The sequence below is a fragment of the Janthinobacterium kochi genome (genome assembly GCF_051380715.1).
Taxonomy (GTDB): domain Bacteria; phylum Pseudomonadota; class Gammaproteobacteria; order Burkholderiales; family Burkholderiaceae_D; genus Janthinobacterium.
This window is the reverse complement of record NZ_JBNYXO010000003.1, coordinates 134,756-153,350: the sequence shown is the minus strand read 5'-3', so window position 1 is coordinate 153,350 and position 18,595 is coordinate 134,756. Positions and strand designations below refer to the sequence as shown.

Here is an 18,595-nt window from a genome sequence, read left to right as displayed (position 1 = left end):
CGATTATAGCGGAGTATGGCTTTCGCGTTGCGCAAACGCGCCCGCCTGGCCGCGCAGGAACAGGCTGGGGCGCACGCCGGCCACGTCCACGCAGGCATCGCAAAACGCAGGGATCGAGGCAAAGCCGGAGCCGGCCGCCACTTGCGCCAGGTCGCGCTCGCCGTCTTCCCCATCGGCGCCCGCTTGCGCCGCTGTGTGCAGCGCATGCGCCAAACGCTGTTCGCGCACCAGGCTGAGCAATGCCTCGCCCTCGGCAAACAGGCGCGCCCTGGCCTTGTGCGGCGTCACTTGCCACAGGGTCGCCAGGCGCGCCGCCGTCCATTTGCCTTGCGGCGTATCAAAGATGTGCTGCGCCAGCGCCTGGCTCCAGCGTTTGCCGCCGCCGTGGCCGCTATCCGGCTCGTCGCCTTCCAGCGCCAGGGTGAACACGGCCGGCTTGCCCCGCCCTGGCATCACATCGCAGGCGAAGCGCAAAAAAGCGGGCACGACAAAACTGTCGCCGCTGGCCAGCTTCTTGGTCGTGATTTCATTATGCAAAGTCACAAAACCCTGGCGCACGGTGACGCGCAGCCTGAGCGGAAAGCGCAAGCCCAGCAAGTGCAAGGGATGATCGGAAACGAGGGCCATGCGTCAGGTCAATGTGGTGAACGAGCCGCCAGCATGCCACACATCGCGCAAACAGTTTGTCATCACAGCGACGCCACGCCATAGCGGCGCAAGCCGTCCAGGTCCACCACGCGGATGGATTGATAGGCGATGCTGATCAGTTTCAGTTCGGCGAGGCGGCCCAGGGCCAGGTTCACCCGCTGGCGCGAAATGCCGGTCAGCAAGCCAATTTCTTCCTGCGACAGCTCAAGCACGCTGGAAGTGCGCGGATATAACATGGGATGGAACAGCTGCGCGATGGCTTGCGCCACTTGCGCGTCGACGGCCAGCAGGCGCTGGTTCTGGATGGTGGCGATGAATTGCCCCATGCGCTCGTTCAGCTGGCGGATGACGAAGGCATTGAAGGAGAGGCTCTCGGCCAGCAGCAGATGAAACAGGTCCACCGGCACCAGGATGATGTCTGCGGCGCGCACGGCCACCACGTCGTAGCGGCGCAGTTCGCGCTTGAGCACGCTGCCCTCGCCGCACCAGCCGCCCGCCGGCACGCCGGAAAACGTGGCGCCGCGCCCATCGGCGTTGTAGACGGCCAGCTTGATCAAGCCCGTGTGCACGCCGAGCCAGTGCAGCGACGGTTCGCCGCGCCGCGTGATGAAGGCGCCCGCCTCATAATGACGGAGCACGCTGCCGGCCCGCAACAGAGCCTGATGCCCGGCATCGAGGGCCGTGAACCAGTCGTGGCTATCGAATTCGGGCACCGCACGGTCTACACTATCGTTGCTATCCATTCCATCTTTCAGACCTGTCACTAAGATGACAGTGATTTTCAAGCGCCGGTGCTATGCTAGCCGGTATCAATCCCGAAACAGGGAGCTAGAGATTTTTTTACCAGGAGACAAGCATGACACCTGATTTCAACACCGGCCTCGGCAAAAACAGCGCCAACTACGCCGCCCTCACCCCGCTCGACTATATCGCCAGGGCAGCCGCAGTATATGGCAATCGCCTGGCAATTGCACATGGCGCCGTGCGCCAGAGCTGGCGCGAAACGTATGCGCGCACGCGCCGGCTGGCCTCCGGCCTCGTCAAACTGGGCGTGGGCACGGGCGACACGGTGGCCGTGATGCTGCCGAACACGCCCGCCATGGTGGAAGCGAGCTTTGGCGTACCCATGGCCGGCGCCGTCCTCAACGCCCTGAACATCCGCCTGGACCTGGCGGCGCTGACCTTCATGCTGCGCCACGGCCACGCAAAAGTCTTGCTGGCCGACACCGAATTTGCCGAACTGGCGCGCCAGATGGCGGCGCAGATTCCCGGCTTGCGCGTGATCCAGGTCAACGACGTGCTGGGACCGGAAGTGGACGCTTTTTCCGACCTCGACTACGAAAGCTTGTTGGCCAGCGGCGACCCCGACTACGACTGGCAGCCGCCAGCGGACGAATGGGATGCCATCGCCCTCAACTACACGTCCGGCACCACGGGCGACCCGAAAGGCGTGGTCTACCACCACCGAGGCGCGGCCCTGAATGCCCTGTCGAACATCCTGGAATGGGACATGCCCAAGCATGCTGTCTACCTGTGGACCTTGCCCATGTTTCACTGCAATGGCTGGTGCTTCCCGTGGACCATCGCCGCGCGTGCCGGCGTCAACGTGTGCCTGCGCAAGTTCGAGCCGAAGCTGGTGTTCGACCTGATGCGCGCATTGCGCATCACCCACTATTGCGCGGCGCCCATCGTGCACGCGGCCCTGGCCAACGCGCCCGCCAGCTGGCGCGAGGGAATCGACTGGACCGTGCGAGGCATGGTGGCCGGCGCGCCGCCACCGGCCGCCATGGTGGCGAAGATCGAAGCCATGGGCTTTGACTTGATTCACTCGTATGGCTTGACGGAAGTGTACGGCCCGGCCGCCATCTGCGCCGAGCAGGACGAGTGGGCGGCCTTGAGCCAGGAAGAACGCGCCGTGCTCAAATCGCGCCAGGGCGTGCGCTACCACTTGCAAAGCGCCGTCGCCGTGATCGACCCGGAAACCATGCAGCATGTGGCAGCCGACGGCGAACAGATCGGCGAGATCATGTTCCGAGGCAACATCTGCATGAAGGGTTATTTAAAGAATGAAAGGGCGACGCAGGAAGCGTTCGCCGGCGGCTGGTTCCACACGGGCGACCTCGGCGTGATGTATCCGGACGGCTATATCAAGCTGAAAGACCGCAGCAAGGACATCATCATTTCCGGTGGCGAGAATATTTCCAGCGTGGAAGTCGAAGACGCCTTGTACCACCACCCGCAAGTGCTGGCCGCCGCCGTCATCGCCCAGCCGGACGAGAAATGGGGCGAGACGCCATGCGCGTTTGTCGAACTGCGCGAAGGGGCCACGGTGACGGAAGCGGAATTGATCGCCTTCTGCAAGAACAACCTGGCTGGTTTCAAGGTGCCGAAAGCCATTTATTTCGGCCCCCTGCCCCGCACGTCGACAGGCAAGATCCAGAAGTTCGAATTGCGCAAGCGCATGCAGTCGGACAAGGCCATCGACGTCTAAGCGATACCAGTCAGTCGCGCTTGCCCGCCAGCCACGCCGGCTGCGCCACCACCAGGCGCGAAAAGCTGGCGATGCTGGCCACGGCGGCGAACCCTGCCGCCAAGCATAGCGCATACGTCGTGCCCCGGCTGGCGGAAACGGTGAAGCAGTAGGCGACCAGCGCCGCCCCCGTGGCTTGCCCGATCAGCCGCGAGGTGGCCACCACGCCGCTGGCGCCGCCGGCCCGCTCGGGCGGCGCGCTGCCCATGATGGCTTTCAAATTGGGCGCCTGGAAAAAGCCGAAACCGATGCCGCACAGCGCCATGCGCCAGCCGATATCGAAGGCGCTGGGGTGCGCCGGTATCCAGATCAATGTCAGCAAGCCGCCGGCCAGCGCCGCCAGGCCGATGCCACCCAGCACGCCCGGTGAATAACGGTCGCTCAAACGCCCGGCCACGGGCGCCATCACGGCCACCAGCACGGCCCACGGCGTCATCAAAAAACCGGTCTCGACGGGTGAGCGGCCCAGAGTGACTTCAAAATAGAATGGCAGCGAGACGAACGCCAGGCCTTGCGCGGCAAACGTGCAGATGGCCGTCAGCGAGGACAGCAAAAACAGGGGGCGGCGAAACAGGTCGATCGGCAGCATGGGCGCAGCATGTCCCGCCTGGCGGCGCAGCAGCAAGATAAAGAAGATCACCACGGCTACCAGTTCCGCCAGCAGGACGGCGCCGGACGCGTGATGGGCCGCGTCGCCGAACAGCAAAATGAGCAAGCCGAAGGCGCCCACGTTGTACAGCGCCGTGCGCGTATCGAGTGTGTGACCGGACAATTTGGTGGCCGGCAGCATGCGGCTGGCGAGGAAGAAGCCCGCCACGCCCAGCGGCACATTGATGGCGAACAGCCACGGCCACGACGCCGTCGCCAGGATCAGCGACGCGGCCGTGGGCCCGATGGCGAACGCGACAGCCACCACCAGCGCATTGTTGCCGAACGCGCGGCCCAGCAAATGCTTGGGATACAGGGCGCGCAACAGCGCCGTATTGACGCTCATCATGGCACTGGCGCCGACGCCCTGGAACAAGCGCGCCACCACCAGCGACGGCAAGGACCACGCCAGTGCGCACGCGAGCGACGCCAGGGTAAATAAAAACATGCCGGAGATAAACACGCGGCGGTAGCCGGCGATTTCGCCGAGGGCGGAAAATGGCAGCAGGGTCGCCACCATGGCCAGCTGGTACACATTCACGATCCAGACGGAGGCGGCCGGCGTCGTGTGCAGCTCGCTGGCGATGGCCGGCAAGGCCGTGTTGGCGATCGCCGTATCGAGCGAGGCCATGCCCACGCCGATGGCCAGCGCCAGCATGGCCCATACACGGGCGCCGGGCGGCAAGCCGTCCTCGCCCACCATGACGGGTTGCGTTTGCCGCTGCATAAACTGCTGCATAAATACACTACCTGTTCATCTCGCTGATCCGGACAATACACTAGCATGTATGAGGGAAACCTGCAGGAGCGGCAAGCTTACTTCTGGCAGTCGATGACCTTGAAATCTTTCGAGTAGCAGATGCGCAACTCTCCCGAGTGCTTTTCATAGCCGAGCCAGCGGCCCTTCAGCTGCGGGTTGTGCTGCTTCATCCACTGGAACAGCTCATTCTTCGGCATGGTGGAGTCCGGCAATTTCAAGGCATGGAACAGTTCGCGCTCCTTCTCGAAATACTCCCTGGCCGTATCGAAATCGCAGGCGCCATGCTTTTCCCACTCGCCTTGCAGCAAGGCTTCGCCCGGCTGCATGCACATGTAGGGCAAGATGTCGGACGGCGCCAGCTTCGGCAGATTGCCCTTGCAATAGCGCGGGTGCAAGTCCGTCTTGCGCGGCGGCGTCACGGAAATATCGTCACACGTGGCGGGGTTGCTCGACTGCGCCCACAGGCCATGCACGATCCAGCCGAACTGGTTGCTCTCGGCGCACTGGAAGGCGGCTTTTTTCGACACTGCGCCACGGCGGCGCTGGCTGTCGCAAAAGCCTGGCGACCACGACAATGCCAGCATGAAGTAATCGGTGGGTACGGTGGTGCTTTGCTTGTAGCAGGTGTTTTTCTCATCCGACGGCTTGACGTCGTAGTCGACATAGCTGACGTTGCGCGGAATGGCGCAGCTGGCGTCGGCCGCATGGACGGCACCAAAGGACAGGCTGAGGAAAACGGCAGCCAGCGCGGGCAAGACAGTTCTCAATTGCATCGGGTTTCCCTTTCAGAATATAAAACGCCGGCAACTGCGTGCCGGCGCGGTATCAATCCAACAAACTGATTAACAAACCTTGTGCATCCAACCGTGGGTATCCGGTGCCGTGCCATGCTGCAAACCCAGCAGCGCTTCGCGCAGGGCCAGGGTGACGGCGCCGTTTTCATTGTTGTTGATGGTCATTTCAAAGCCGTTGGCCTTGGCCACGCCGACTGGCGTGATGACGGCGGCCGTGCCGCAGGCGAACACTTCGGTCATGCGGCCCGAGGCGATGTCGTCGCGCCATTGCTGGACCGACAATTTACGCTCTTGCGTAGCATAGCCGAGGTCTTTCGCCATTTCCAGCAGGCTGCGGCGGGTAATGCCTGGCAGCAAGGTGCCCGTCAGTTCCGGCGTCACGACGGTGACTTTCTCGCCATCCTTGTAGACGAAGAACAAGTTCATGCCACCCATTTCTTCGATGAATTCGCGGTGCACGGCATCGAGCCAGACGACCTGGTCGCAGCCCTTTTCTTGCGCTTGCGACTGGGCCATCAGGCTGGCCGCGTAGTTGCCTGCACATTTGGCTTCGCCCGTGCCGCCCGGCGCGGCGCGCACGAAGTCTTCGCTGATCCACACGGTGACGGGCTTCACGCCTTTCGGGAAGTAGGCGCCAGCCGGCGAGGCGAACAGCACGAACAGATATTCTTCCGAAGGACGCACGCCCAGGTACGGGTCGGTGGCGATCATCAGCGGACGCATGTACAGGCTCTCGCCCGTGTTCTTCGGCACCCAGTTGCGGTCTTGCGCAATCAGCGCATCACCCGCTTCCAGGAACAGCTCGACAGGAATGGCCGGCATGGCCAGGCGCGCGGCGCTGCGGTTGAAGCGCTCGGCATTTTGTTCCGGACGGAAAGTCTTGATACTGCCATCGGGCTGGGCAAACGCCTTGTAACCTTCGAAGATGGCCTGGCCGTAGTGCAGCGACGAGGCGGACGGGTCCAGCGTCAAAGGGCCATAGGCCTTCAATTCGCCCTGCTGCCACTTGCCGTCGCGGTAAGGAATCACCACCATGTGGTCGGTGAAGATGCGGCCAAAGGCGGGATTGACCATGCGCGCGGCGCGCTCGGCGTCGGACAGGGGGTGGGCGGATGGAGTGACGACGAGATTCGGTGTGGAAGTGGTCATGGCAGCAATGGGAACTAGTGAACAGTATCCCTATTGTAGCGCCTATGGCGCCCAATCAGGCAAACGAGGATAGCCCCCGCCACGCGAAAACAGGGCACGATCATTTGCGAATGATTCTCGTTTGCGTTAAAATATCAGCCTTCCTTCTTCCCGCCATGCTTGACGCCCTGCATGGCGGCGCCATCGAAAGCCGCCATGACGACCTCCTCCCTGCCACACCCCCTGCCGCGCGCCAGCGCCGACGAAGCGCCGGAGTCCCGCCAGCAGCGCCGCCAGCAGCACCAGCGTGCCGCCGCCCCGCAACAAAGGCGCTGGCACTGGAGCTGGAAGCAGGTCTGGTTTCAATTGCATTGGTTCATCGGCATCACGGCCGGCACGGTGCTGGTGATCATCGGCCTGAGCGGCGCCACCCTGGCCTTCAAGGATGAATTGCTCGATGTCATGAACCCCGGCGTGCGCCATGTCCTCGTGGAAACACGCGCGCCGCTGACACCGGCCCAGCTGAGCAACATTGCCGCCGCCGAACACGGCCAGCGCGTGGCGTCCATCACCATGTATGCAGAAGCGGGCGCGGCGCCCCGTTTGTTCTTCGCGCCCAAGAATGGCCAGCGGCGCGGCGAATCGATTTATGTGCACCCGTACACGGGCGCCACCCAGCCCGCGTTGATGGGAGCGGGCTTTTTCGAGTGGACGGAGTCATTGCACCGCTGGCTGCTGCTGCCCCGCGATCCGGGCCGCCAGGTGGCGGGCGCGCTGGCCCTGTGCCTGCTGGGCCTGGCACTCTCGGGCCTGTACCTGCGCTGGCCCCGCCGTCCGCTGGACTGGCGCACCTGGCTGACCTTCGATCCTGCATTAAAAGGCCGCTCGTTTTTGTGGAATTTGCACGCCGTGGCCGGCACCTGGTGTCTGGTGGTGTACGTGGCGCTGACTCTGACGGGCATTTACTGGAGCTATGACGTGGTGCGCGACAATATCGATGCCTGGGCCGGCAAGCCCCCAAGGATGGCACAGGCGCCCATGAAAAAGGGGACGGGCAAGGAGAAGGAGGCGCCGGCCGTCGACATCGGCCTGGCCTGGAGCAGCTTCCAGCAACACGCCCCCGGCTGGACCCTGGCCAGCGTGCGCCTGCCCGTGCGCGCCGACGAAGCCGTGCAATTCACGTGGCTGGCCAGCGAGGCGCCGCACGAACGGGCGCGCAGCCGCATGAGCATTGCACCGGCCGACGGCACGCTCACGGAAAATGAACCGTACCGCCAGCAGGGACTGGGCGCGCGCCTCGTCAACATCATTTATCCGCTGCACATGGGCACGTATTTTGGCTTGCCGGGCCGCATCATCGTCACCCTGGCCAGCCTGGGCCTGCCCCTGTTCGCCATCACGGGCTGGATGCTGTACCTGGGCCGCCGCAAGGCAAAACGGGCTGGGCAGGCGCAGCGCGCCATGCTGGCCGGCACTCCCGGCAATATGGCTACTGGCTTGCCCACGCTGGTGGCCTACGCCAGCCAGTCGGGCCAGGCCGAGCGCCTGGCCCTGGAAAGCGCACGCGCCCTGCAGCAGGCGGGCGTGGCCGTCGATGTGCAGTCGCTGGACCGGTTTGATCCCGCGCAATTGCGCCAGTATGAACGGGTCCTGGTCGTTGCCAGCACCTTTGGCGAAGGCGAAGCGCCGGACGGCACGCGCCGCTTCGCGCGCCTGTTGCAGCAAACGGCGGGCACGCCGCTGGCAAGCCTGGAATTCGGCGTGCTGGCCTTGGGCGACCGCCATTACAGCGACTTCTGCGGCTTCGGCCATGCGCTGGAGCGCCAATTGCGCGCGCTGGGTGCCACGCCCCTGTTCCCCCTGATCGAAGTGGACAAGCACGACCCAGCCGCCCTGGCCGAGTGGTCGCAGGCATTGGCGCGCTGCAGCGGCAGCGCCATCGACGCCATCGGCGTGCAGGAAGAATCGTCCTATGCCGAATGGCGTTTGGTGCGCCGCGTGCTGCTCAACCCGGGCAGCCTGGGCGGCGAACTGCATGAAATCACGTTGACGGGCCCGGCCGGCGCCACTTGGGAAGCGGGCGCGCTGGCGGAAATCATCGGGTGCAATGCGGACGGCAGCGATGGCGACGCGCAGGGTACGCAGCATGCGCCGCGCAGCTACTCGCTCGCTTCGCTGCCATCGGATGGCGAAGTGCAGTTGCTGGTGCGCCAGGAACGCCATGCAGGCGGCGACAACCTGGGCTATGGCATCTGTTCCGGTTGGCTCACGCGCTTCGCCCCGCTGGACGGCGGCATCCGCCTGCGCCTGCAAGCCAATCCCGCCTTCGCGCCAACCCTGGTCGACGTGCCCTGCATTTATATCGGCAACGGTTCCGGCCTGGCCGGCCTGCGCGCGCACCTGCGCGCGCGCCAGCGGGCGGGGCTGGCACGCAACTGGCTGCTGTTCGGCGAGCGCCAGCAAGCTTTTGACAGCGTCTGCGGTGAAGAGTTGCAAGGCTGGCTCAATGCTGGCCACCTGGCGCGCCTGGACCGCGTCTTTTCGCGCGATGGTGAAACACGGCAATATGTGCAGGACCGCTTGCGCGAGCATGCCGTCGAACTGCGCGACTGGCTGGCGCAAGGCGCCATCGTGTACGTGTGCGGCAGCCTGCACGGCATGGCGGCAGGAATCGATGCTGTACTGCAAGAAGTGCTGGGGCAGGATGGCCTCGATGCCCTGCTGGCGGCCGGACGCTACCGCCGCGACGTATATTGATCTACATCAGTCCGCCCCCGGCGCCGCGCCGCTATGTGGGCAGGCGCACAGTCAGGGCCAGCCATCGGACTAAAGTGGCGACATGGCGGCATGATCGCCGCCCCACTCACTGTCTACGAGGCTAGCCATGAAAAACCCCTGGATGAGCATGTACCTGAGCGCCGCCAACCGCATCGCCAACACGGCGCGCGGCCACGCCACGGCCGCCGTCAAGCGCGAAGCGGCGAAAAATACGCGCCAATTGACGCAAGTGTGGTTCGATTCCTTCCTGCCCGCGGCAGGCAAGCCGCGGCGCAACCGCAAGGCCAAATAAGCCCCTGGCAACATTCGAACTGGTGCGGTGCATCACAGCAATAAGTTGAAGTTTCAATCAACTGAGCTACACTGCAAGCATGGTAGTAAAGATAATGCGTACGCGAATGAAGTGACCGGCAGGCCCCGCATCCCCGCGCCGCCACCGGCTCATCAGGAGACGACCATGTTGACGCTCAAAGTGCTGACCTGCCTTGCCTTGTCGGCCTTGCTGCTCGCTCCCCTCGTGCTGAGGGATACCATGCAGTTGTCGGCCGGGCAACAGTTGCAGGTGCCAAATGTCGATGCGCATGCCATGTGGCGCCACTGGCCCAGGCAATAAATAATACGCGCGGCTGAGAAAACGTCGCTGGCTGCGTTGCTTTGACTTGCCGTACTAGCATACTGTCTGCGACTTTATTGCGGATGGGAATTTGTTCTCTTCGCCGATGGCCTTCCTGATCCCCTCTTCACCATATTTTTTGATCCAGGTCATGGATTTCCCCCTTAGCTGCGTCCACACTCGAACAGTCCGCTTCGCATCGCGACGGACTTAACCGGGAGCATCGGCATGGGTAAATCGGACTGGAAGGATGAGATGGCGCTGGGCGTTCCCGCCATCGACGAGGCGCATGAGGCACTGTTTCAGGAGCTGGCGCGGCTGGGACAGTTGAGCGACCAGCATTTCAGCGTGGCGTTTCGCGAGCTGATTGCAGCCGTCGAACGCGATTTCCGCGAGGAAGAGGATTTGATGGAACAAATCGCCTTCCCCTCGCTGGCCAACCACCGCGAACAGCATGCGCGCGTGCTCAGCGGCTTGCACCATGCCTGGGCCGCCGTCGATGAAGGCGACCTGGAGCAGGGACGCCATGCGCTCTCGCTCTTGCCGCAATGGCTGATCTTTCACCAGGCCACCATGGACCTGGCCTTGGCGGCAGCGCTGGAGTTGGTGCAACGCCAGCCCACCTAGATCTACAGCAGCAGCACCGTCGCTTGCTCGGGCAAGACCACGCGGTAGTGTCCCGGGTATTTGTCTTCGCCGTCGAAAATCTTGCAAAACACGGGCTGGCTGATGTCGTTGACGGCTGGCTCGTTCATGGGCAAGGTGGCGATCAGTTGCTCGCCATCCATCAACTGCAAGGCGCTGCCCCGCTCGACCGCGCAAAAGGCCAGCGATTGCACATCGTTGGCGAACGGCCGCTTGTACCATGGCGTGATGGCCCGCACGGCGCGCCGCGCGTCGTGCAAGACTTGCCCCACGCGCGTGACGTTCCACGCATCGCGCGCCACCGATGGCTGGAGCACGATATTTGCCGTCAGCTCGCCCCGGCCCTTGTTCACCAGGAACGTGCCATCCTGCGCGGCAATGTCATCGTTGAGCGGCACGACAAACACGCCGCCGTCGGACACCTTGATCGGCACGGGGGCGCCATTGCCTTGCAAGGCCACGCGCACGTCGTCGATGGTGGCGCTCAACTTGGCCGGAATCAGGCGCAGGGCCATGACCACGCTGCCGCTCGACACTTGCCACACTTTCCTGGCCGTCAGATAACTCTCGCGGTAAGCCGTGAAACGGATGCGCGGCGCCTTGGCGTCGCTAGTGGCCGTGATCGTCACCGTTTGCGAGGGCGAGGCGTCCTCCGCTGGCGCAGTGGGTGCGGCCGGCCCAACGGGTGGCGGCACAAGGGGTGGCGACACAACGGCGGCGGCGGGCGGCACGCTGGCGCTTTGCAGCGGCGCGGGAACGACCGGCGGCGGCACGTGCTCCTGGGCCTGGCCCAGCGACACGACACACAACCATCCGGCACAAGCGATCCATATACGCATGCATTTCTTTCAATGAGGAAAATATTTTGTCAGCCCCCGCATTATCGCAGAAGGCCCGCCTGTGCGCCGCTCCTGGCCTGTCTGCACTCCGGTCTGCACTCTGTTGGTGCGCGCGCTTGATTATTTGGCAAATAGCATCTATATTGATAATGATTCTTATTCACGGAAGTGGGAGGAATCGCGCGCCCTTCTTTTCCACTGCCCGACCGCGCCGGGCCTTGCGGTGGAACTGCTATCCAAGCCAGACCACGGGCCAGCGTCACGCCATCCCCCAGCTACTGTGCAACTCGCCAGACGAGATAGGAACACTCACGACTAAAAATATTCCGGGAAAATGATGCAATCGACTACCGTACTCTCTTCTTCGCGCCAGCCCGCCTTGCGCCCCCTCCCCCGCCTGTTACACATCGCCCTGCTCAGCCTTGCCGCCGGCGTGGTCTTGCCTGCCCAGGCGGCCGATGCCGCCGCGGCCGACGTCACCATGCCGGCCGTCACCGTGCTAGGCCAGTCGATGGCCACCACGGAAGGCACGCAATCGTACACGGCAAGCGAAACGCGCAGTGCCACGCGCATGGACCTGTCCTTGCGCGAGACGCCGCAATCGGTCAGCGTCATCACGCGCCAGTTGCTCGACGACCTGGGCGCCGTGCGCCTGGACCAGGCGCTGGCGCAGACGACGGGCATCCAGGTGGGCCAGAACGATACGGAGCGCACGACCTTTTATGCGCGCGGCTTCGGCATCAACAATATTCAGATCGACGGCATGGCGCGCGGCGGCAATGCGCCGCTGCAAGACACGATTCTGTACGACCGCATCGAGGTGGTGCGCGGCGCCACTGGCTTGATGGGCGGCACGGGCGACCCGTCGGCCACCATCAACATGATACGCAAGCGTCCCACGAAAACCTTCCAGGCCAGCGCCGGCCTGATCATGGGCCGCTGGGATGACCAGCGCGTCGAAGCCGACCTCTCCACGCCGCTGAACGCGGAGGGCAGCGTGCGCGCACGCACGGCACTGGCGTGGCAGAAACGCGATTCCTACCTGGACATGTATCACGAGCGCAAGACGGTCGGCATGCTCATCGTCGAGGCGGACGTGCGTCCCGGCACCCTGCTGACGGCCGGTGTCGACTTCCAGGACAACAAGCCCACAGGCGCCACCTGGGGCGCCGTGCCCTACTGGAACGCGGACGGCAGCCTAGCCAACTTGCCGCGCAACACCAGCTGGACGGCGCCATGGAGCACCTGGGCCAACAAGCAGCACACGGTATTCACGTCGCTGGACCAGCACCTGCCCGGCAACTGGAATCTGCACCTGGGCTATGCGCGCACGGAAAGCACGAACCGCACCACCGTTCTCTATGCGGGCAAGGGTTATCCCGATCCCGCCACGGGCAAAGGCATGGAACTGTGGACGGGCGCCTGGGGCGCAGGCAAGAAGACGGGCGACAATTTCGACGCGTATGCCAGCGGTCCCTTCACCTTGCTGGGGCGCAAGCATACGGCCATCGTCGGCTGGAACGGCGGCAACCAGCGCTCGCGCTCACTGGGCGGCAAAGCGGAAATCAATTACTCGAAAATCCTCCCCGATTACCGCAGCTGGACAGGCAATATCCCCCGCCCCGTGTTCCACCCGGACGGCTCGCACACGGAAACCGTCACGCGCCTGGCAGGTGGCTATGTGGCCACGCGTTTGAGCCTGGCCGACCCGCTGCACCTGATCATCGGCGCGCGCAGCAGCACTTACCGCACGGATACGCGCAACTACAACACGCAAGGCGTGTACACGGGCAGCGGCGACTTCGTGGAAACGCGCAATGAAGTCACGCCCTATGTCGGCGCCGTGTTCGACATCAACAAGCAATATTCGGCCTACGCCAGCTTCACGCAGCTGTTCAACCCGCAATCGAGCAAGGACCGCAACGACAAGTTCCTGGCGCCGGAAACGGGCGACAATGCCGAGTTGGGCATCAAGGGCGAGTTTTATGAAGGCAAGCTGAACGCGTCGGCCGCCCTGTTCCACACGAAGAAAAAGAATCTGGCGGAACTCGACCGCACGGTACCGCCCGGCTTTTTGCTGCCCGACGGCAGCCAGGCCATGATGGCCAATGGCGCCGGCGTGACGGCCAAGGGCGTCGAGTTCGACATTTCCGGCCAGTTGACTTCCGGCTGGGAAGCGAGCGGCGGCTATACCTATCTGCACGCAGCCGAGGCCGATGGCCGCCGCGCCTCCACCACGCAGCCGCGCCATTTGCTGCGCCTGGCCACCAGCTACCGCTTCGACGGCCGCCTGGCAGGCCTGAAAGCGGGCGCCAGCATGACGGCGCAAAGCGCCATCTACAGCGAATCGTGGTATGGCCGCCCGCCGTCGAACGAGATGACGAATATCCCGCAAGCGGGCTATGCACTGGTCAACGCCATGGCCAGCTATGCCATCAACCGCCACGCCAGCGTGCAGCTGAACGTGAATAACTTGCTCGATAAAAAGTACTACCGCAACGTGGGCTTCTACGATGGCGTGTTCTGGGGCGAACCGCGCAACATCAGCCTGGCCGTGCGCACGGCGTTTTAAGCGCGCCAGTGCGCCGGCGCCGGCAGGGCAAAGCCATCGAGCAAGGGGCCGCCCACGGGCGCCAGCACGGCGGCGGCGACCTGCTCGAAGGCGCGCTGACCGGCCGGCAAGTCGGCCGCGACCAGGCGCAGCGCGCCGTCGAGCTGCCCGGCAATATCGGCGTCGAACGCCTGCAGGCGGCGGAACAGATGCTTGCCCCCGCCGCTCCACTGGCCCGCCGCGCGCAAGCGCAGGTCGGCCAGCGCTTCATACAGCTGACAGGCAACGGCCAGCGCCTCGCCCGGGTGCCGGCTGTCGACCAGGTCTTCCAGCGCGGTGGTGATGGCGTAGCGGCGCCGCTGCAGATTGTCCACGTCGAGCACGGGCGGCCCGGCGGCGGCGAATGCTTGCGCCAGCGCCAGCAGTTGCGCGTGCTGCGGTCCTGGCGCGGCGATGTTCTCGCCTTCGACCACCATCATCGCCAGCGGCACCGTGCCGCCCGGTGCATCGATTTCCTTGCAAAAATACGTGAACGTGGCCACGTCGTGCGCGAACAGTTCCACTGTGCGCCCTTCGGCCACGATGGTCGAGCGCCAAGCGCAGTCGACGTGCTCGAACAGCAGCAGCAAATCGATATCGGAACTGGGCGTCTGCCGGCCCGTGGCAAACGAGCCGCCGATGATGGCCGCCACGGCCGTGGGATAGCGTTCACGCACCAGCCGCGCGGCAATCGCGCGGATGGCGTCATAGGTGGAAAGGTTTGTCACAGCCAGTGCTCCGTGCGGAAAAGCACTATCCTACACGGGATCCTGCACACGACATGCACGCTGCCGCCATCCTGCTACACTGGCGCTATCTGATCAAGGAAACAACATGGAATACGACTGCATCGTGCTGCCCTCGCCCGTGGGCGAGCTGACCCTGGTGGCGCGCGGCGCGGCGCTGGCCGCCATCCTGTGGGAAAACGACAAGCCGAACCGCGTGCGTCTGGGCGCGATGCGCGTCGATGACAGTTGCGCCGTGCTGCAGGAAACGGCGCGCCAGCTAGGGGAATATTTCGCCGGCACGCGCCAGCGTTTTGACGTGCCGCTCGATTTTGCCGGCACGCCATTCCAGCAGGAAGTCTGGCGCGCGCTGCTGACGATACCGTACGGGCAGACGCGCAGCTATGGCGAGATCGCGCGCCAGATCGGCCGTCCCGCCGCCGTGCGGGCGGTGGGCGCCGCCAACGGCAAGAATCCCATTTCCATCATCGCCCCCTGCCACCGGGTGATCGGTGCCACGGGCGAATTGACGGGCTTTGCGGGCGGCCTGCATGCCAAGGAAACCTTGCTGGCGCTGGAAGGCATCGCCCTGTCCAGCGACCGCGAAGCACTCAAGACAGGCCACGCCCGCCGCCGCGCCGTGCACATCGATACGGCGCAAGGCTGTTTGTTTTAGGCTGCTGCATCGCTCCCCGTGTGGGATACTCATGCCCCCGCTCAAGCCACCACATCCTATGCCCTACCTTGTCATCCTGTTCTTTGTCGTTCTGTATTTACTGGCCACGTTCTTTTTCCACATCCCCGCCCTGGTCGCCCTCGTGTATGGCGTGCTGAGCCTGAGCTGTTTCGTCGCCTATGCGATCGACAAATCGGCCGCCAAACAGGGGCGCTGGCGCACCTCGGAGCGCACCTTGCTGCTATTGGGACTGCTGTGCGGCTGGCCGGGCGCCGTGCTGGCCCAGCAATGGCTGCGCCACAAGTCCAGCAAGCGTTCGTTCCGCGTGCTGTTCTGGATCACGGTCGCCCTCAATATCGGCGCTTTCGTGTATTTCAGCATGCATTACGCGGCGCCCGATATCGGCACCGAGGTCGCGCCCATCGAGTTGTAAGCTCACTCGCCCAGCAAGCGCAGCGATTCCAGCCAGTCCGCCTTCCATTCGCGCAGCAAGGGCTGCGTGGCGAACGCCTTCTTCAGGTGCGCCATCGGCACGCGGTGCACATCGTGCAAGCCGAATGCCAACGTCACCGGATGCCACAGGTGGCTGTTCTTGCCGCCGCGCGAATTCTTGCGCACGCGCGCACCATCGTCGCCAAAGATGCCCACGCCGCTGGCCATGCCTTTGTCCAGGTCGATCTTGCCCACGCCGGCAAAGGCGATCAGAATTTGCTCGCGCCCCAGGCCCTTCAAGGCACTGGGCAAGACAAACGGCGCTGCGTTGTCAGCTCCGGCTTCCGGCTCGGCCGGCTGCGGATGCTGCAACTCCTTGAGCAAACGCAACAGATCGCGCTCCTGGAAGTGCAAGCCGTCCACCGGCACGCGCAAGCCCGGCGCCTTGAGTTCGATAGAAATATTACTGGAGTCGCGCGTAAAACGCAGCCAGACATCCTCGGAGCCGGTAGCCAGATACTGCTTGTCGCCGATGAACACGACGGGCGCCGCATAGCGCGTCACGCCATCATGGAACAGCTCGGCCCAGGCGTCGCTGTAATCGAGCCAGACATACGGCAAGCCGCCCTGCTCCAGCAGGCGCGCCAGGGTCCACGGCGTGCCCGTCTGTTGCGCCAGCCAGGCGCAGGCTTGGGTGGCGGTGGCGCGGTACGGCAGGGAGTTGGAAGTCATGGCAGTTCCGTCGATGAAAGTGGAGCGCAGTGTAGCAGACGCCGCCCTCCGTCCCTTGGGCAGGCGCAGCGGGCGCGCTTTTTTTACGCGATGTGCTAGGCTGGAAACATCAGCACGCGCCACGGCCATTCCGGCCGCGTGGCACACCACCGCAAGGGGATGACCATGCATTCGAGCACCAACGCCGCCACCACGCCCGCCCCGCCACCGGAACGCGATTCGCCCACGCCGGCCAGCGAAAGCCATGCCGAAGAGGCGCTTGATGAGGCGCTCAAGGAAAGCTTTCCCGCCAGCGACCCGATCGCCATTGCCACCCCAAAACCAGCCGGCAAGAGAGCATCCTGACGCAAGCCCCAGCAGCCACCCTTGCGGTGGCTTTTTTTTCCTGAACTGAATCCAGGCGCTCCATCCCCGCGTACATGGCTATGCCATGACCGAAGCGGAGAGGAATCGCCATGCAGCATTACAGCAAAAAGACGGATCCCATGGATCAGCGCCTGTACCTGGCCCAGCGCATCGACCGGGCCGATGCGCGCTTGCGACGGCTGAACGAGGCGCTGGCCGATGCGGCGGCGCGCGAACTCTGTGCGCGCTGGATCACGGCCTGGGCCGTGGCGGCGGGCGCCGACGCCCCGCGCGGCATGAAGCTGCGCATCCGCGGCGAGTTCATTTTGCTTTGATCCAAAGTAAAAGCCCCGCCCGATGCATGCGCACGGGGCGGGGCCAGTCAAGCCGACATGCGCCTACTTCGGCGTGTCACGGTATTGCTCGGGCGTCGTGTCGCCATCGGCGACTTCATACCACATCGCATTGAGCACGGCGAACGTCGCCGCCAGCGGAAGACCCAGTATCCAGGCGAAATACCACATAATTATTTCCTTTCCTTAATTCTTAGTAAGCGTGACCGGTTTCGTCTTCGATGGCTTTGCCGTCAACCTTACCCCACAGTACTTTATATACCCAGGTCGTGTACGCCACGATGAGGGGGATGAAGACAGCCGTGACGACCAGCATGATGAACAGGGTCATGTGGCTGGACGAGGAATCCCACACCGTCAGGCTGGCGCGCGGATCGATCGACGATGGCAGGATGAACGGGAACATGGCCGCTCCCACGCTGAGGATGATGCCGGCGATGCTGGCCGCGCTGGCCAGCAAGGCAGGCACTTCGCGGCGCGCGCGCAGGAAGGCGAACGCCAGCAGGGGGCCAAGCAAGCCGAAGGCCGGGGCGATCCAGGTCCAGGGATGGGCGGCAAAATTGAGGAACCAGGCGCCCACGTGCACCTCCGCCGTTTTCAGCATGGGGTTCGACGGGCCATCGACGACGACGGCGCTGGTGACGCGATAGCCATCGACCCACAGCCACAGGGCCACGCCGGCCAGTGCATACAGCACGACGGTGGCAATCGCCGCCACGCTGCCGTAGCGGCGCGAACGGTCAGCCACCGCGCCGTCCGTTTTCACTTGCAGCCAGGTGGCGCCGTGCATCACCAGCATGGACACCGAAACGAGGCCGCACAGCAAGGCAAACGGGTTGAGCAGCGCAAAGAACGTGCCGTCGTAGAAGATATGCATGTCCGGCGAGAAACGGAACGGCACGCCCTGCAGCACATTGCCGATGGCCACGCCGCAGATCAGGGCCGGCACGAAGCCGCCCACGAACAGGGCCGCGTCCCAGCGCGCGCGCCAGCGGGGGTCTTCGCGCTTGCTGCGGAACTTGAAGGCCACGGGACGCACGATCAGCGCCACCAGGATGACGAACATGGCCAGGTAAAAGCCCGAGAACGAGACGGCATACAGTTGCGGCCAGGCGGCAAAGATGGCGCCGCCGCCGAGGATCAGCCACACCTGGTTGCCTTCCCACACGGGACCGATACTGTTGATGACGACGCGGCGTTCCAGGTCCGTCTTGCCAACGAAGGGCAGCAAAATACCCGTGCCCAGGTCGAAACCGTCGGTGATGGCAAAGCCCACCAGCAAGATGCCGATCAGCAGCCACCAGATCAGGCGCAGTGTTTCGTAAGAAATCATTTCATGCAAAATCATGGTCTGGCCCT

General features: G+C 64.1%; 20 protein-coding genes. 10 read left to right on the top strand and 10 right to left on the bottom strand.

The features are described from left to right. Positions 1-3 precede the first annotated feature (3 nt). Entirely contained in the window at positions 4-627 is a 624-nt protein-coding gene (locus ACQ4WL_RS08385; protein ID WP_436509290.1) for a helix-turn-helix domain-containing protein, read from the bottom strand. 62 nt (positions 628-689) lie between these two features. Then, a complete protein-coding gene (locus tag ACQ4WL_RS08380) occupies positions 690-1,391 on the bottom strand; it encodes a Crp/Fnr family transcriptional regulator (protein WP_436509289.1) in 702 nt (233 codons plus the stop codon). Between the two features lie 113 nt (positions 1,392-1,504). On the opposite strand from ACQ4WL_RS08380, the gene ACQ4WL_RS08375 reads away from it, so the two are divergent. Next, positions 1,505-3,139, top strand: a complete 1,635-nt coding sequence (locus ACQ4WL_RS08375) for an acyl-CoA synthetase (RefSeq protein WP_436509288.1) — start codon at positions 1,505-1,507, stop codon at positions 3,137-3,139. A gap of 10 nt (positions 3,140-3,149) precedes the next feature. On the opposite strand, the gene ACQ4WL_RS08370 is transcribed toward ACQ4WL_RS08375, so the two are convergent. The 3 genes from ACQ4WL_RS08370 to ACQ4WL_RS08360 all read right to left on the bottom strand — a co-directional run bounded on the left by ACQ4WL_RS08370 (position 3,150) and on the right by ACQ4WL_RS08360 (position 6,529). Further along, on the bottom strand, positions 3,150-4,565 hold the full coding sequence (locus ACQ4WL_RS08370) for an MFS transporter (protein WP_436509287.1): 1,416 nt from the start codon (positions 4,563-4,565) through the stop codon (positions 3,150-3,152). 77 nt (positions 4,566-4,642) lie between these two features. After that, positions 4,643-5,359 (bottom strand): ribonuclease T2 family protein, encoded by a 717-nt coding sequence (locus tag ACQ4WL_RS08365; protein WP_436509286.1) that lies wholly within the window; start codon positions 5,357-5,359, stop codon positions 4,643-4,645. A 69-nt stretch (positions 5,360-5,428) separates the two neighbouring features. Further along, positions 5,429-6,529, bottom strand: coding sequence for a branched-chain amino acid aminotransferase (locus tag ACQ4WL_RS08360; protein ID WP_436509285.1), 1,101 nt, complete (start codon positions 6,527-6,529; stop codon positions 5,429-5,431). Between the two features lie 195 nt (positions 6,530-6,724). Between ACQ4WL_RS08360 and ACQ4WL_RS08355 the strand changes: the two genes are divergently transcribed. From ACQ4WL_RS08355 to ACQ4WL_RS08340, 4 genes are all read left to right on the top strand, one after another. Further along, positions 6,725-9,265 carry a PepSY domain-containing protein gene (locus tag ACQ4WL_RS08355; protein WP_436509284.1) on the top strand — a complete coding sequence of 847 codons (2,541 nt, stop codon included), beginning with the start codon at positions 6,725-6,727 and terminating at the stop codon, positions 9,263-9,265. A gap of 127 nt (positions 9,266-9,392) precedes the next feature. Continuing rightward, complete coding sequence (locus ACQ4WL_RS08350) at positions 9,393-9,578, top strand: hypothetical protein (protein ID WP_436509283.1); 186 nt, start codon at positions 9,393-9,395, stop codon at positions 9,576-9,578. A gap of 165 nt (positions 9,579-9,743) precedes the next feature. Next, entirely contained in the window at positions 9,744-9,899 is a 156-nt protein-coding gene (locus ACQ4WL_RS08345; protein WP_436509282.1) for a hypothetical protein, read from the top strand. A gap of 228 nt (positions 9,900-10,127) precedes the next feature. Beyond that, on the top strand, positions 10,128-10,526 hold the full coding sequence (locus tag ACQ4WL_RS08340) for a bacteriohemerythrin (RefSeq protein ID WP_436509281.1): 399 nt from the start codon (positions 10,128-10,130) through the stop codon (positions 10,524-10,526). 2 nt (positions 10,527-10,528) lie between these two features. On the opposite strand, the gene ACQ4WL_RS08335 is transcribed toward ACQ4WL_RS08340, so the two are convergent. Continuing rightward, positions 10,529-11,383, bottom strand: a complete 855-nt coding sequence (locus ACQ4WL_RS08335) for a hypothetical protein (RefSeq protein WP_436509280.1) — start codon at positions 11,381-11,383, stop codon at positions 10,529-10,531. A 337-nt stretch (positions 11,384-11,720) separates the two neighbouring features. Here ACQ4WL_RS08335 and ACQ4WL_RS08330 point away from each other — a divergent pair, with 337 nt between their 5' ends. Beyond that, on the top strand, positions 11,721-13,955 hold the full coding sequence (locus ACQ4WL_RS08330) for a TonB-dependent siderophore receptor (RefSeq protein ID WP_436509279.1): 2,235 nt from the start codon (positions 11,721-11,723) through the stop codon (positions 13,953-13,955). On the opposite strand, the gene ACQ4WL_RS08325 is transcribed toward ACQ4WL_RS08330, so the two are convergent. Continuing rightward, positions 13,952-14,701, bottom strand: a complete 750-nt coding sequence (locus tag ACQ4WL_RS08325; RefSeq protein WP_436509278.1) for a nucleotidyltransferase domain-containing protein — start codon at positions 14,699-14,701, stop codon at positions 13,952-13,954. The two genes, ACQ4WL_RS08330 and ACQ4WL_RS08325, sit on opposite strands and share 4 nt — an antisense overlap. A 106-nt stretch (positions 14,702-14,807) precedes the next feature. On the opposite strand from ACQ4WL_RS08325, the gene ACQ4WL_RS08320 reads away from it, so the two are divergent. Both ACQ4WL_RS08320 and ACQ4WL_RS08315 read left to right on the top strand, forming a co-directional pair. Beyond that, the gene (locus ACQ4WL_RS08320; RefSeq protein WP_436509277.1) at positions 14,808-15,374 is read left to right on the top strand and encodes a methylated-DNA--[protein]-cysteine S-methyltransferase; all 567 of its coding nucleotides are present in this window, start codon (positions 14,808-14,810) and stop codon (positions 15,372-15,374) included. Positions 15,375-15,432: 58 nt separating this feature from the next. Next, positions 15,433-15,807, top strand: coding sequence for a DUF1294 domain-containing protein (locus tag ACQ4WL_RS08315; RefSeq protein ID WP_096234951.1), 375 nt, complete (start codon positions 15,433-15,435; stop codon positions 15,805-15,807). Between the two features lie 2 nt (positions 15,808-15,809). Here ACQ4WL_RS08315 and ACQ4WL_RS08310 read toward each other — a convergent pair whose 3' ends face one another. Further along, on the bottom strand, positions 15,810-16,538 hold the full coding sequence (locus tag ACQ4WL_RS08310) for a hypothetical protein (RefSeq protein ID WP_436509276.1): 729 nt from the start codon (positions 16,536-16,538) through the stop codon (positions 15,810-15,812). Between the two features lie 165 nt (positions 16,539-16,703). Here ACQ4WL_RS08310 and ACQ4WL_RS08305 point away from each other — a divergent pair, with 165 nt between their 5' ends. After that, on the top strand, positions 16,704-16,883 hold the full coding sequence (locus ACQ4WL_RS08305) for a hypothetical protein (RefSeq protein WP_436509275.1): 180 nt from the start codon (positions 16,704-16,706) through the stop codon (positions 16,881-16,883). A gap of 110 nt (positions 16,884-16,993) precedes the next feature. Then, the gene (locus ACQ4WL_RS08300; protein ID WP_436509274.1) at positions 16,994-17,218 is read left to right on the top strand and encodes a hypothetical protein; all 225 of its coding nucleotides are present in this window, start codon (positions 16,994-16,996) and stop codon (positions 17,216-17,218) included. Between the two features lie 63 nt (positions 17,219-17,281). Here the strand turns inward: ACQ4WL_RS08300 and cydX are convergent, their stop codons facing one another. Both cydX and cydB read right to left on the bottom strand, forming a co-directional pair. Beyond that, positions 17,282-17,407, bottom strand: coding sequence for a cytochrome bd-I oxidase subunit CydX (gene cydX, locus ACQ4WL_RS08295; RefSeq protein WP_076570210.1), 126 nt, complete (start codon positions 17,405-17,407; stop codon positions 17,282-17,284). A 22-nt stretch (positions 17,408-17,429) separates the two neighbouring features. Next, a complete protein-coding gene (cydB, locus tag ACQ4WL_RS08290; protein ID WP_436509273.1) occupies positions 17,430-18,584 on the bottom strand; it encodes a cytochrome d ubiquinol oxidase subunit II in 1,155 nt (384 codons plus the stop codon). Positions 18,585-18,595 lie beyond the last annotated feature (11 nt).

Bases quoted from the DNA above. Each gene is read 5' to 3' on its own strand.
- ACQ4WL_RS08385 (WP_436509290.1), bottom strand. From the start codon at position 627: ATGGCCCTCGTTTCCGATCATCCCTTGCACTTGCTGGGCTTGCGCTTT.
- ACQ4WL_RS08380 (WP_436509289.1), bottom strand. From the start codon at position 1,391: ATGGATAGCAACGATAGTGTAGACCGTGCGGTGCCCGAATTCGATAGC.
- ACQ4WL_RS08375 (WP_436509288.1), top strand. From the start codon at position 1,505: ATGACACCTGATTTCAACACCGGCCTCGGCAAAAACAGCGCCAACTAC.
- ACQ4WL_RS08370 (WP_436509287.1), bottom strand. From the start codon at position 4,565: ATGCAGCAGTTTATGCAGCGGCAAACGCAACCCGTCATGGTGGGCGAG.
- ACQ4WL_RS08365 (WP_436509286.1), bottom strand. From the start codon at position 5,359: ATGCAATTGAGAACTGTCTTGCCCGCGCTGGCTGCCGTTTTCCTCAGC.
- ACQ4WL_RS08360 (WP_436509285.1), bottom strand. From the start codon at position 6,529: ATGACCACTTCCACACCGAATCTCGTCGTCACTCCATCCGCCCACCCC.
- ACQ4WL_RS08355 (WP_436509284.1), top strand. From the start codon at position 6,725: ATGACGACCTCCTCCCTGCCACACCCCCTGCCGCGCGCCAGCGCCGAC.
- ACQ4WL_RS08350 (WP_436509283.1), top strand. From the start codon at position 9,393: ATGAAAAACCCCTGGATGAGCATGTACCTGAGCGCCGCCAACCGCATC.
- ACQ4WL_RS08345 (WP_436509282.1), top strand. From the start codon at position 9,744: ATGTTGACGCTCAAAGTGCTGACCTGCCTTGCCTTGTCGGCCTTGCTG.
- ACQ4WL_RS08340 (WP_436509281.1), top strand. From the start codon at position 10,128: ATGGGTAAATCGGACTGGAAGGATGAGATGGCGCTGGGCGTTCCCGCC.
- ACQ4WL_RS08335 (WP_436509280.1), bottom strand. From the start codon at position 11,383: ATGCGTATATGGATCGCTTGTGCCGGATGGTTGTGTGTCGTGTCGCTG.
- ACQ4WL_RS08330 (WP_436509279.1), top strand. From the start codon at position 11,721: ATGCAATCGACTACCGTACTCTCTTCTTCGCGCCAGCCCGCCTTGCGC.
- ACQ4WL_RS08320 (WP_436509277.1), top strand. From the start codon at position 14,808: ATGGAATACGACTGCATCGTGCTGCCCTCGCCCGTGGGCGAGCTGACC.
- ACQ4WL_RS08315 (WP_096234951.1), top strand. From the start codon at position 15,433: ATGCCCTACCTTGTCATCCTGTTCTTTGTCGTTCTGTATTTACTGGCC.
- ACQ4WL_RS08310 (WP_436509276.1), bottom strand. From the start codon at position 16,538: ATGACTTCCAACTCCCTGCCGTACCGCGCCACCGCCACCCAAGCCTGC.
- ACQ4WL_RS08305 (WP_436509275.1), top strand. From the start codon at position 16,704: ATGCATTCGAGCACCAACGCCGCCACCACGCCCGCCCCGCCACCGGAA.
- ACQ4WL_RS08300 (WP_436509274.1), top strand. From the start codon at position 16,994: ATGCAGCATTACAGCAAAAAGACGGATCCCATGGATCAGCGCCTGTAC.
- cydX (WP_076570210.1), bottom strand. From the start codon at position 17,407: ATGTGGTATTTCGCCTGGATACTGGGTCTTCCGCTGGCGGCGACGTTC.
- cydB (WP_436509273.1), bottom strand. From the start codon at position 18,584: ATGATTTTGCATGAAATGATTTCTTACGAAACACTGCGCCTGATCTGG.